This is a genomic window from Coleofasciculus sp. B1-GNL1-01, assembly GCF_040220235.1.
Lineage (GTDB): Bacteria > Cyanobacteriota > Cyanobacteriia > Cyanobacteriales > Coleofasciculaceae > Coleofasciculus.
The window spans coordinates 94243-106956 of record NZ_JAVJTO010000082.1 but is presented as its reverse complement, the minus strand read 5'-3'; the positions used below and the strand labels follow the sequence as shown (position 1 = coordinate 106956).

The 12714-nt window shown below is 45.1% G+C and carries 12 protein-coding genes and 1 pseudogene; 7 read left to right on the top strand and 6 right to left on the bottom strand.

Translation table 11 applies throughout. From position 1 onward, the window contains the following. Nucleotides 1-19 precede the first annotated feature (19 nt). Complete coding sequence (locus tag RID53_RS20375; RefSeq protein WP_446389826.1) at nt 20-679, top strand: Uma2 family endonuclease; 660 nt, start codon at nt 20-22, stop codon at nt 677-679. A gap of 473 nt (nt 680-1152) precedes the next feature. On the opposite strand, the gene RID53_RS20370 is transcribed toward RID53_RS20375, so the two are convergent. The 3 genes from RID53_RS20370 to RID53_RS20360 form a co-directional block, all read right to left on the bottom strand. Next, the gene (locus RID53_RS20370; protein WP_446389825.1) at nt 1153-1737 is read right to left on the bottom strand and encodes a general stress protein; all 585 of its coding nucleotides are present in this window, start codon (nt 1735-1737) and stop codon (nt 1153-1155) included. 279 nt (nt 1738-2016) lie between these two features. Then, nucleotides 2017-2487: a BON domain-containing protein gene (locus tag RID53_RS20365; protein ID WP_446389824.1), complete on the bottom strand. Its 471-nt coding sequence runs from the start codon at nt 2485-2487 to the stop codon at nt 2017-2019. A gap of 54 nt (nt 2488-2541) precedes the next feature. Continuing rightward, nucleotides 2542-3183 (bottom strand): general stress protein, encoded by a 642-nt coding sequence (locus RID53_RS20360; protein ID WP_446389823.1) that lies wholly within the window; start codon nt 3181-3183, stop codon nt 2542-2544. 159 nt (nt 3184-3342) lie between these two features. Between RID53_RS20360 and RID53_RS20355 the strand changes: the two genes are divergently transcribed. After that, nucleotides 3343-6204, top strand: a complete 2862-nt coding sequence (locus RID53_RS20355) for a pentapeptide repeat-containing protein (protein WP_446389822.1) — start codon at nt 3343-3345, stop codon at nt 6202-6204. 149 nt (nt 6205-6353) lie between these two features. Next, nucleotides 6354-6551 (top strand): DUF433 domain-containing protein, encoded by a 198-nt coding sequence (locus RID53_RS20350; RefSeq protein WP_446389821.1) that lies wholly within the window; start codon nt 6354-6356, stop codon nt 6549-6551. An 80-nt stretch (nt 6552-6631) separates the two neighbouring features. Here RID53_RS20350 and RID53_RS20345 read toward each other — a convergent pair whose 3' ends face one another. Further along, a complete protein-coding gene (locus RID53_RS20345; RefSeq protein WP_446389820.1) occupies nt 6632-6985 on the bottom strand; it encodes a DUF2442 domain-containing protein in 354 nt (117 codons plus the stop codon). 69 nt (nt 6986-7054) lie between these two features. Here RID53_RS20345 and RID53_RS20340 point away from each other — a divergent pair, with 69 nt between their 5' ends. The 3 genes and pseudogenes from RID53_RS20340 to RID53_RS20330 form a co-directional block, all read left to right on the top strand. Continuing rightward, nucleotides 7055-8101, top strand: a complete 1047-nt coding sequence (locus tag RID53_RS20340) for a DNA cytosine methyltransferase (RefSeq protein WP_446389819.1) — start codon at nt 7055-7057, stop codon at nt 8099-8101. Beyond that, nucleotides 8102-9070: a BsuBI/PstI family type II restriction endonuclease gene (locus RID53_RS20335; RefSeq protein WP_446389818.1), complete on the top strand. Its 969-nt coding sequence runs from the start codon at nt 8102-8104 to the stop codon at nt 9068-9070. A gap of 57 nt (nt 9071-9127) precedes the next feature. Beyond that, nucleotides 9128-9815 (top strand): annotated as a pseudogene (locus RID53_RS20330) (DNA cytosine methyltransferase); the annotation flags it as partial. Here the strand turns inward: RID53_RS20330 and RID53_RS20325 are convergent. After that, nucleotides 9791-10006 (bottom strand): Cfr10I/Bse634I family restriction endonuclease, encoded by a 216-nt coding sequence (locus RID53_RS20325; protein WP_446389817.1) that lies wholly within the window; start codon nt 10004-10006, stop codon nt 9791-9793. The pseudogene RID53_RS20330 and the gene RID53_RS20325 sit on opposite strands and share 25 nt — an antisense overlap. Then, on the bottom strand, nt 9999-10241 hold the full coding sequence (locus RID53_RS20320; protein WP_446389816.1) for a helix-turn-helix domain-containing protein: 243 nt from the start codon (nt 10239-10241) through the stop codon (nt 9999-10001). The genes RID53_RS20325 and RID53_RS20320 overlap by 8 nt, the downstream gene beginning before the upstream one ends. A gap of 294 nt (nt 10242-10535) precedes the next feature. On the opposite strand from RID53_RS20320, the gene recQ reads away from it, so the two are divergent. After that, nucleotides 10536-12665 (top strand): DNA helicase RecQ, encoded by a 2130-nt coding sequence (gene recQ / locus RID53_RS20315; protein WP_446389846.1) that lies wholly within the window; start codon nt 10536-10538, stop codon nt 12663-12665. Nucleotides 12666-12714: the final 49 nt, after the last annotated feature.

Here is a 12714-nt window from a genome sequence, read left to right as displayed (position 1 = left end):
GTCCTCCCTTTAACGCGCTATGTCCCAAATTCAAGAACTCGCTCCTTCCCCAGACATCTCACAAGATGTTACCTTTCCCCCAAGTGATCTCTATAGCGATGAACCCCCCTTGGAAACTGAACTACATCTACAACAAATCATCCTACTACTCGAAAGCTTAAAATGGCTATGGCGAGATAGAAATGATTTCTACGTTGCTGGCAACCTCACCATCTATTACAGTCCCCGCCAACGCAAATCGGAACACTTCCGGGGACCCGACTTTTTTGTCGTACTAGACACTGAACGGAAAACTCGCAAAAGTTGGGTCGTCTGGGATGAAGATGGGAAATATCCAAATGTGATTATTGAAATCCTTTCTCCCAAAACGGCTGATACAGACAAAGGCTTCAAGAAAAAACTCTATCAAGACACCTTTCGTACTCCCGATTACTTTTGGTTCGATCCAAATACGTTAGAATTTGTTGGATTTCATTTAGTTGATGGAGACTATCAACCCCTTGAACAGAATGCTCAAGGACAATTGTGGAGTCAACAGCTTGGTTTATTCCTAGGAATTCATCAGAATCAGTTGCGTTTTTTCACCCCAGAAGGGAAACTCGTACCGACACCTGAAGAAGTGGCGGAACGCTACGCCGCCAAACTACGAGAATTAAACATCGATCCCGAAACACTGTAATGTAGGATCTGCTACAGGGAGTCTGGTGGTAGGAGAGGCAATAGAGAATAGGCAATAGAGAATAGGCAATAGGCAACAGTTTCAACCCTCTGTTGAGAAAAAATTTTGCGATTAGCTTCGCTAGTGCCGAAGGCAATCGCGGAGGCTTACAATCCAAGGGTTTTGATTTCAAGGGTGTAAAAACCTTGCACTTGTTGGGTTAAAAAATGGATTTAAACCATTGTATAATATAGCTATTAATTCAGCAAACCCTAATGTAGATGTGAAAAAGTCAAGTCGGGCGGCAGGGATCGTCATTCGTTTATGTAATTTGTAAGGATTTGAAGAATATTAAACGAACTTAATCTTAATAAAGTTGAGTTGATTTCCACAAACCTACTTAAAGTATCGCTTAGTGTAACTAGATTATATTGTTTCAGTCGGTTTTAACCGACTTAAGCTATTAGCCAAGAACTTGAGTTCTTGGCATCTAACTAGCGAGAAGCTTTGTTTCGAGGAGCCTCATAAATTTTCCATTCACGAATTCCCATCGGACTAAGAATAGCTTCCGCCAAACCAATTTGATCAGGGGTTCCTTCTACCATAATCAAATACTCACCTTTAGACACTAAATCGTGATAAACCTTAGCTTGCTCGTCAGGAACACCCCAACCGACTAAACCACCAACTAAACCGCCACCAGCTGCACCAACCGCACCGCCAGCAACGGCTGTCGCAAAGGCATTAGCCGCAACCGTACCAAAGGCTAAAACCTGACCAGCGCCAGGAAGTAGAAACGCCGCGTAAGTGGTAATACCTAGGGCTTCCAATGCGCCCAGAACAACGCCACCGATTCCACCCGTCGCCGCACCCGCTTTAGCACCTTTACTGACTTGATGTCCTTTGCCTTTTTCCACATCAACACCAGCAAGTTCCTCGTTCCTACCAGCATCTCTAGCCACGACGGAGATTTGCTGTTCAGGAAAATCTGCTCGTTTCAAATCCTGTACCGCTTTTTCCGCGTCTTCACGAGTCGGGAATACACCAAGCGCGTGTCTGTTGAGTTTGTCTTCAGCCATGTTTCCCTCGCTTTCTTTTAGGATTGTTCCAGCACAAATTCAGCCTTTGGTGCTAGATTTGTGCTTTCTTCCCACATCTACTACACATTGGGTAAGGTATTCATCTATCAATAGAGATAAATTTAATATCCAAAACCACCATTTGTAGGGGACTCTGAGGTACATAGACAGATCCCCGACTTCTTGAAGAAGTCGGGGATTTTGCTTAAGGCTGTACCTCGTAAACCTGAAATCTGCTGTATCTGTTGCCTGTTGCCTGTTCGTTAAAAAACCGAAAATTTAACCCTTATAAGGCAGTAAATTGGGTCCGACTTCAGCTTGGACATTGACATCCCGAACCCCTTTAATTTCTCTCGCCAAAGGTTCAATCCGTTCCAGATTATCTTGGGTTTGGACGTATCCGGTTACCGTAACGATTCCCTGATTAGCCTGAACCGCTAGTTGAGAGGTTGGCAGGTTAACCTCTAACTTACTCCGCACTTCACTTTGGACATTGCGATTAGAGCGTTCCTCTCCTTCCCTAAAAACATTGTATCGTTGCTCCCGCGCCCGAATGTCAGAATTGGCTTGCGCTCTGCGAATGGGGTTTGTTGCATCGCTTTCATTTCCTAACACGGTGTCTAAATCTGGAGGATAACCAACCTCATTGACCGAATTAGGAGCGCTAGTACTGGTTCTCGCTACATCACCACAGGCGGAAACCCCTAACCCTACAACACCTGTTAAGCATAAGAGTGTAAACTTATTCATTTTTTCTATCCTCTTCGACGGTAAATAATCAGTCAAGATGCAGATCAATCCATCTCAATTCAGTTCCGGTTCTCGATAAACCGTTGATCTAGACATCTGAGCATGAGGCTCATCAACAGCCGCAACGGGGAAATCGGTATTTATCCCATCCATCTCTGGCGCATTGTAAATTCCCAACTCTTCGATTCCTCCATCTTTAAGTAGAGAAATTGCCTGACGAATTTGCTCATCCGTACCTTCAACAATGACCAAAAAATCACCCCGTAAAAATCGTTCCTGATATGCTTTAGCCTGTTTTTTGGGAATCCCTAATCCAATCAGTGCGCCCAAAAGTCCACCACTAACCGCACCAATTCCTGTCCCGGCTAAGGTTGTGGCGACAGCAGTCCCCAAAGCATCGGCTAACATGATTGGACCAATCAGAGGAATCGCTAACGCACCCACACCGACGAGTACGCCCGTTACCAATCCAATAACACCACCGACAACAGCGCCATTCGCCGCCTGTTTACCTGTTTGATTGCCCTTGCGAGTCTTCCTATCCGGATCGTGAAGCGACTCCTCTTCTAATTCTCTGGCAATCACGGTAACCTGATCCAGGGGAAAATTAGCCAGGTGGAGTTCCTGTAGTGCTTGCGTCACCGCGTCTCGGTTGGTAAAAATACCGATCGCCCGTTTGTGTTGATGTAAAGCCATTGTTCTCTCCTTTTACACGCTAGAGATAAATTAGTCTGTTCAACTTTAATTTATAAGTAAATCTTATCGTTTATCGGATAGTGTTTCCTCAATCCATAGGTGTAACTTTAGTCTCTATCCATAGAAAGAAGGACATTTATGACAAATGACGAATGACGAATGACGAATAAATTTATTACCACCGAACCACTCGGTAAAGGAGGTGAAGGCGGTGAACAAAAAACCTGGGACGCCGTTCAGCAAGCATTTCGCGATCGCACTTGTATCGGGTATTGGCGTTATCCCATATTTTCCAAGGTGGGTAAGTCTCGCAAGGAACCGGATATCCTGATTGTGGACGCCCAACTGGGTTTAGTCGTGATTGAGATTAAATCCGTCACCATTGACCAAATTCTGGCAATTACGGGTCATCGCTGGGAATTCCAAAACTATTACACCACCAGCAGCAACCCTTACCAACAAGCGGAAAATCAATTATTCTCCCTATTGGGGTATTGCGATCGCGAACCGATATTACGCCGTAACGTTACCGGGCGGGCGTTAATTTGTCTGCCCTTAATTACCGAAGCTGAATGGTATCAAAGTGGCTTCTACCAACTCCCTAGTTGTCCGCCAATTCTCTTTCAAGATAATATCGTTTCCTGGAATGAAACTGTTGGTCAATTGACGAGAAGTCAGATCCCTAAGAGACCCCTCCCTAGCCCTCCCCTACAAGGGGAGGGAAACGGAATACATTTTTCGTTGGAGGAGTTTCCGGCTCCCCCTTCCGTGCAAAAAAAGCGAAGCAGCCTTTGTCCTCCCTCCTCGCAGGGGGGAATGAGGGGGGTTGGGAAGGGGGCTGGGGGGTTAGGTTTTCTCGTCAAACGGATTCAGCAAACCGCTCCAATTATCAAAGGAAACCCGCTGAATAACCAGCAGTGGAAATTACTGCAAGCGGTAATTAGTGGGACACCTGTTTTCCGGAAAAAACAACACCTGAAAGGACACAAAAATGCTATCCCAAAAACCATTAATGGCACACCTCAACAAACCCGTGGTAGTATTCTGGCACAGGTACGCCAACACCTATCCGAATTTGATTTAGCCCAAGAACAAATCGCCAAATCCATTCCCCCAGGTCCCCAACGGATTCGGGGAATAGCGGGTTCCGGGAAAACCGTATTACTCTGTCAAAAAGCTGCCCATATTCACCTCAAGCATCCCGACTGGGATATTGCCCTGGTTTTCTTCAGTCGCAGTCTCTATCACGGGATTATTAGCCAACTGGATAAATGGTTGCGTCGCTTTAGTAGTGGCGAAATCAGATACGACGCCAAACGCAATCGCAAATTAAAAGTTCTCCACGCTTGGGGAGGGAGAAAACAACCGGGATTTTATAGTATCCTTTGCCGACACACGGGGGTAAAAGCGCTTACGGTTAATGATATAGAAACCAAGCAACCGCATCAAGCATTAGCTGAAGTTTGTCTCAATCTTTTACAAGAGACAGCAATTCCAAAATTATACGATGTTATTTTAATTGATGAAGGTCAAGACTTAATCGTCGATGACCCCTTAAAATTTGAAGGAAAACAGCCCTTTTACTGGATGGCATATCAGGCATTACGCCCCGTCGATCCCACCCAACCGGAACAACGGCGGTTAATTTGGGCGTATGATGAAGCGCAAAGTTTAGAAAGCTTAAATATTCCTAATGCCAGTGAATTGTTTGGGGAAGATTTAGGGCATTTAGTCACCGGACAGTATGGGGGCGGAATTAGAAAAAGTGAAACCATGTATCGCTGTTATCGTACCCCTGGGGAAATTCTTACCGCCGCCCATGGAATTGGGATGGGATTATTACGACGAGGGGGAATGTTAACCGGAATTACCCGAATTGAGGATTGGCAAGCGATTGGCTATGAAGTCACTGGCACGTTTCGCCCCGGTCAACAAATTACCGTAAAACGCCCTCCAGAACATTCACCGAATCTGGTATCAAAACTTTGGCAGGGTTCTTTATTTGAGTTTATCGCCTATCGATCGCGTCAGGAAGAATTAACCGCCCTAGCCGATAATATTATCTACAATCTTCGCTATGACGGGCTTAAACCGAGTCGCGAGATACTGGTGATTGTTTTAGGGTTAGGGTTGGAAGCGATGCGACTAGAAACAGCGGTGGCTGAGTTTTTAATGTCCCAGGGAATTGATATTTATCGTCCCAGTGCGATAGATTGCAATATGCTGCACATTGATAAAAATACCCGTGATCCAAATAAGTTTTGGTGTGAGGGTGGCGTAACCGTGTCTCGTATCCATCGGGCGAAGGGAAATGAAGCGGATATGGTGTATGTGGTGGGATTAGATAATGTGGCAAAAGATGAGAGTAATCTGCAATTGCGGAATCAGTTATTTGTAGCATTAACTCGGGCAAAAGGGTGGGTGAAGTTGAGTGGCGTGGGTTCTTATCCTTTGTATGAGGAAATGTGGCGGGTAATACAGAGTGGGGATACGTTTACCTTTACCTTTCGTCATCCGCCCCAGCGAGAGATTAGTGTAACCGATGTTGGCGAAGTGCGATCGCGCTATCAAAGTGGCGGGAGAAATTTCCAGAATGCAGAGTTAGCTGGGGCGCAGTTAGCGGGGGCGGATTTACGGAATGCGAATTTAATTGGCGCGATGCTGCGGGGGGCAAATTTACAGCAGGCGCAGTTAGATGGGGCAAAGTTGGTGATTGCGGATTTAAGTGAGGTTGACTTGAGTGGGGCGAGTTTACGCAAGGCAAAGTTAGTAGGGGCGAGTTTGAAGCAGGCGCGGTTAAGCGGGGCGGATTTGAGTTGGGCGAAGTTGGGGAATGCGGATTTAAGGGGGGCGGAGTTAGTGGGGGCAAAGTTAGTGGGGGCAAGTTTGAGTGGGGCAGATTTAAGGGAAGCAGATTTGACGGGGGCGAATTTGGATAAGGCGGATTTGAGTGATGTTAATTTAGAAGGAGCGAGGATGCCAGATGGGAGTATTTGTAAGACTAATTGGCGTGAACTATGACAGGGTATGGTAGGGGCGGGTTTGACTAAAAAGGTTGCGCCGTTTGAAGTTCACCCTAGTAAACCCGCCCTTAACCCAGGTGTTATCTATAAAAAAAATTAAATGCTAGATGACTACCTAACAGTGCTAGCGGTAAGCTTATACCGATTTTGCGTGGGACTAATCTACGAGTCCAAACAGTAGTCATTGCCGCTCAACAATGGGGTTTATCCTCAAATCAGATAGCTGCTGAGTATGACTTGAATGCAGAACAAATTGATGAAGCCCTAGCATTTTACCACGCCCACCGTGAAGAAATTGATCATGCGATCGCGGCTGAACAAGCCATAGAAGCCGCTCATGTCTAAACGGGTTTGTAGTAGCCAATGCGAGTGGCTTAAAATGCTCAATTTCCTAGCACTAAAGTGCTTACTACGAACATCGCGCCCTAACTTACCTTCATCTTAACCTGAGCCATCCACGCCGCCGTGCCAAACACACCAGCCAAAAGCGCCGGAACACTAAAATCTGCATCCAGCTTTTCCCAATGCAACCCATCCCCCGATGGCGTCACTTCAACCTCAGCCAAATCCTCTGGAGAAGCATCGGCTAACCCTTGCGCTAATGCTGGGGGAAAGCTATACGTCGCCCCACTCTTCAAATTGATAATTACGCGATCGCGACTTGGGTCATAATACGCCGACTCCGCCCTCGGTTCAACAACATTAGCAATGTCTGCGGCTTCTCTTGCTTTTGCGATCGCGGCTTTGATATTTGTCTCATCCCAACCTGAATTAACCATGAATTTCCTCCCATTTTTTGAGTCGTTCTATTTCAGGTAAAGAGTGCGATCGCGTCCTAAAATAGGAGAATGCAAAACCAACTCCCCTACCTTGATTTCCTCTCTCAAGAACTTCAACTTCCCCCCATCGATGGGACAGCACCTTTGGTGATTGATCTGTTTGCTGGCTGTGGGGGACTAGCACTCGGTTTTGAAGCCGCAGGATTTAGAACCATAGGTTATGAAAAATTAGCAGACGCCTGCGCCACTTATCAGCACAATCTGCATGGTTTCTGCTATCAGACCACGCTAACACGCCAACCCGATTTAATCGAGGGAGCCGATGTAATCATTGGTGGTCCCCCCTGTCAACCCTTTAGCGTTGGTGGACATCAACGGGGACTCAAAGACAGTCGCGATGGTTTCCCCATATTTCTTGATGCGGTTAAATCCTATCGCCCTCAGCTTGCTTTATTTGAAAACGTGCGGGGAATGCTATTTCGCAATAAAACCTACTTTGAAGAAATTGTCAGCGCTCTCAGGGAACTAAACTATATCGTTGAATGGGAAATCCTCAACGCCGCACATTATGGTGTTCCTCAGCGAAGAGAACGTCTTTTTTGTGTAGCTCACCGAGGCGGATGGAAATGGCATTCCAAAACTCATAATAATTTACCGTATACGGTTGGTGAAGCACTGGGAGAACTCGCATTGAGTGTACCCCCAAACGCTAAGTTTCTCACTCATAGCATGGATGAATATATCAAAAAATACGAGAAAGCCTCTAAGTGTGTTAGACCCAGAGATTTACACCTTGATGCCCCGTCTAGAACGGTTACTTGCCGCAATTTAAGCGCTCCTACAGGTGATATGCTGCGTATCCGTTTACCCGATGGACGTAGACGACGGTTAACGGTTCGTGAAGGAGCGCGTTTGCAAAGTTTTCCGGATTGGTTTGAATTCAAGGGTACTGAAGAAAGCCAATGTAACCAAATTGGCAATGCTGTTCCTCCCATTTTGGCAAAGGTTTTAGCCTGTTCTGTAAAAGCCTATTTACAGAAAAATACAGCTCAAAAATCAGCAGAGGAATCCCGCTTACTGAGTCAACCCATACAGCTCTCTTTGAAATTGTTTTAAATGGTTGAAAACTCTGAGTATTTCCAAAATCAATTCACTCAACGGATAGAGGAAGCTAAAGCTATTTTGAGAGACCTGAGTTTACCGACTGCACAGCAAAATGACAGGTCGGCTCTCACCTTACTAGCTTTGCTAAATTTAAAACCGGATACTCCGTGGTCTGAGGCGAGTAATCCTCTACTCGGAATCACCCCAATCATTAACTTCATCGCTAAACATTATGGAAAAGAATACGCACCCAATACCCGTGAAACTATCCGTCGCCAGACTATTCACCAGTTTATCGAAGCAGGTCTCATTCACCTCAACCCTGATAAGCCTTCAAGACCCACAAATAGCCCCAAAACTGTTTATCAAGTTGCCGAAAATACTTTAGAGTTACTTCGTGCCTACAAAACTGATGACTGGACTGAGAAACTGAGACAATACCTGACATCTGTCGAAGCGCTAAAAATGCGTTATGCCCAAGAACGAGAAATGGAACGAATTTCCGTTCAAGTAACATCAGGAAAAACAATATCATTATCTCCAGGTGGACAAAATATACTAATTGAGCAGATTATTAACGAGTTCTGCTCTCGATTTACTCCAGACGGAACATTAATCTATATCGGCGATACGGGTAACAAATGGATCTACTTCGACAGTGAATCACTTAAAGCCTTGGGTGTTACCGTTGAAACTCATGGTAAAATGCCCGATGTTGTCGTTCACTATGTTCAAAAAAATTGGCTGGTTTTGATTGAGGCTGTGACCAGTCATGGTCCCGTCAATGCCAAGCGTCGGAATGAGCTTCAGATTCTGTTCAAGAATTCAACCGCAGGTTTGGTATTCGTGACAGCTTTCCTCAGTCGCCGAGACATGGTTAAGTATCTCAACGAAATTTCTTGGGAAACAGAAGTCTGGATTGCAGAGTCTCCAACTCATCTGATTCATTTTAATGGGGAGCGGTTTTTGGGTCCCTACTGATTGATATAGTAAACTAACCCTATCATCTAAAATAGTAGAATAATTTTTATTTTATCAATGAGCATTCGCCCTAAACTATTCTCTTTCTTTGCTGGAACCGGATTTCTTGATTTAGGCTTTGAAGCCAGTGGTTTTGATATCGTGTATGTCAATGAAATTAATCCCTCCTATATGGAGGCTTACCGTTACTCTAGACAAGTTCTGAATCTGACATTACCCGAATATGGATACCATTATGCCGAAGATGGAGACGTTGAGCAACTTACAGAAGGGGAACAAGCCCTACGTCTCTGGTATTTAATCCAGGATGCTCGGAAATCTACAGATATTGTCGGTTTTCTTGGCGGACCTCCCTGTCCGGATTTCTCAGTTGGAGGAAAAAATCGAGGTAAGGATGGCGATAATGGTAAGCTTTCTGCTGCTTATGTTGAATTAATTTGCCAACATCAACCGGATTTCTTTTTATTTGAGAATGTCAAAGGATTGTGGAAAACGAAAAAACACCGCCTTTTTTTTGAACAGCTTAAAGTCAAGCTCAATCAACCAGGTTATCTATTAACAGAACGTCTGATAAATACATCATTTTAAACCAAGAGCTGGTCTCAAGCGATTTCTTTCTGTGGCGGAGGGAGATGATTCCAGAAAGTCATACAAACGCCTTCACCGATGGCGTTACTCCCCTACTGCTTGTTACGGAAATAATGAAGTCCACTTACATCCTTATAAAGCACGTCGCTTATCGGTTGGTCGCCTAGAATATTTGGATTGAAATGCTTGTATTGTTCGTTGTCTAATCCAAGCTATAATCTCACTAACAGATAAGTTACTATCTAGTTTATTGACGACTTCTAAAGATAAACTTCGGTAAATTGCAATGTTATTAATCTGTATTTTACCTTTTTGATTGGGGGTAAACCATTTTGAATAATCAACCATTGTCTCCTTGCTCAATACCATAGTGAGCAAAGAGGGCAGAAATAGAAATTTCTAATGCTTTTGCCAATTTATCAATGTTTTCCAATGAGGGATTGCGGGAGCCTCTCTCAATATCCGAGATGTAAGTGCGATGAAGTCCAGCTCGAAAAGAAAGCTCTTCTTGTGATATGCCTAGCTCTCGCCGACGCTGTTTGACTGCCAGCCCAAAGCGCTGCTTGATGTCTGTGTTGTCCACCCTTGAATCTTGACAGCCATGTAGACTATCAGTCTACAGACTATCAGTGACAAATAGGCAAGTGCCTTAAAATCGCTTGATTTCCTAACACTAAAGTGCTTACTACGCATAGAAGCGATCGCGCCCTGACTACCTTAATATATTCGGTTACAATTGCTAATGCTTTTACTGCCTAATTGGGACAGGCAGATTTGAGTGAGGTGAATGGAGAGGGGGCGAGGATATGCGGTGGGTGGTATAAAATACCAAGGAGAGATCAAAATGATTGAGTCAAAAGCGCCCACAGCATCCATCATGTATCAGTTGCAATCCTTGGGGGACGCCCTCAAACAGTTTTTTGGATATACTACCTTCCGCCCAGGACAGCAGCAAATCGTTGAAGAAGCGCTTCAGAACCGTGATTTGCTGATTATTATGCCCACGGGGGGCGGTAAGTCGCTGTGTTTCCAACTTCCGGCTTTACTTAAACCAGGGTTAACGGTGGTGGTATCGCCGCTAATTGCGCTGATGCAAGATCAGGTGGATGCCTTAGTGGATAACGGCATTGGGGCGACATTTCTCAATAGTACCTTGAGTTGGGATGCGGTGCGATCGCGGGAAATGGCAATCCTTAAGGGTAAGATTAAATTGCTCTATGTTGCCCCAGAACGCTTACTGGCAGAGCGATTTGCGCCCTTTTTAGAACAAGTGCGATCGCAGGTGGGAATTTCGGCGTTTGCGGTTGATGAGGCGCATTGTGTCTCGGCGTGGGGACATGATTTTCGCCCGGAATATCGGCAGATTAAACAGTTACGTCAACGGTATCCTGATATTCCCATGTTGGCGCTTACCGCTACAGCTACCAAGCGGGTACAGCAGGATATTGTCCAACAACTCACACTCCGTCAACCGAGTATCCATATTGCCAGTTTTAATCGCCCCAACCTTTACTACGAAATTCAACCCAAACAGCGCCAAAGCTATAACCAACTCTTCAAAAAAGTTCAATCCCATAAAGGATCGGGAATTATCTATTGTCTCAGTCGTCGCAGTGTTGAAGAAGTGGCATTTCGACTGCAAAAAGATGGCATTTCAGCCTTGCCTTATCATGCGGGGATGAGTGATATTGACCGATCCAGGAATCAAAATCGTTTTATTCGCGATGATGTGCAAGTGATTGTGGCAACTATTGCCTTTGGTATGGGGATTAATAAGCCCGATGTTCGCTTTGTGATTCACTACGACTTACCCCGAAATCTAGAAGGGTATTATCAAGAATCAGGACGGGCAGGACGGGATGGAGAACCAGCCTATTGTACTCTCTTTTATAGTCCCGGTGATGTGCCTAGACTGGATTATCTGATTGATCAAAAACCTGATCCGAGAGAACAGCGCGTTGCCCGTCAACAGTTACAGCAAATTCGCGACTACGCTGAAGGAACCGATTGTCGCCGCACAATTTTATTGAGATATTTCGGTGAACGGTTTAAGGGAAATTGCGATAACTGTGATAATTGTTGTCATCCTAAACCCGTTGAAGATTGGACAATTGAAGCGCAAAAGTTTTTGTCCTGTGTGGCGCGTTGTCGGGAACGATTTGGCATGACTCATATTATTGACGTACTGCGGGGTTCCCGGAAAAAGAAGGTGGAACAGAATGGACATCACCTCCTCTCAACTTATGGAATCGGCAGGGATAAAAGCGTTGACGCTTGGAAAATGCTGGCGCGATCGCTCTTACATCAAGGGTTAATGGATGAAACGACGGATGGCTATCGGGTACTGAAGCTGAATAAACGCAGTTGGGAAGTGCTTCGCAAACAACGTTCTGTGCATATTGCGATTACTCAAACCCCTGTAGCAAAGGCGCTATCTGATGTTAATCCGAGAACGGCGGAAATTGAATTGCTGTTTGAGAGATTGCGAAAGCTACGTAAACAAATCGCGGATACTCAATCGGTTCCTCCTTATGTGATTTTCGCGGATTCTAGCCTCAAGTTAATGGCACAAATAAAACCTAAAACCCTGGAGGAGTTTGCCCAAATATCGGGGGTAACAACTCACAAGTTGACGCAGTACGGCGAGCGATTTGTGTCGGAAGTTCGAGAGTTTTGTCAGGGGCAAAAGTTACCCGTTCCTCTGCCTTCAAATAGCCAAATGGTAACCTTACAACTGTATCAGCAAGGATTAAGTGTAGAGGAAATTGCGGAAAAACGGGGTTATGTTCCTAGCACTATTCTTACTCACTTAAGTGAGCTAATTGAGAAGAATCAGCCTATAGATTTAAACCGATTAGTAGCAGCAGAACGGCAAAAGCCCATCTTACAAGCGATTCAGAATGTTGGGACAAACTCCCTGAGAAGCCTGCGGGATCACTTGGGTGAGGATTATAGTTATGGTGAAATTCGACTTGTGCGATCGTGGTGGATTCGGGAGAAGAGTTGAGGATTGATGCTTATGTTTACGATTAGATAATTGGGTATTATAGCAACCG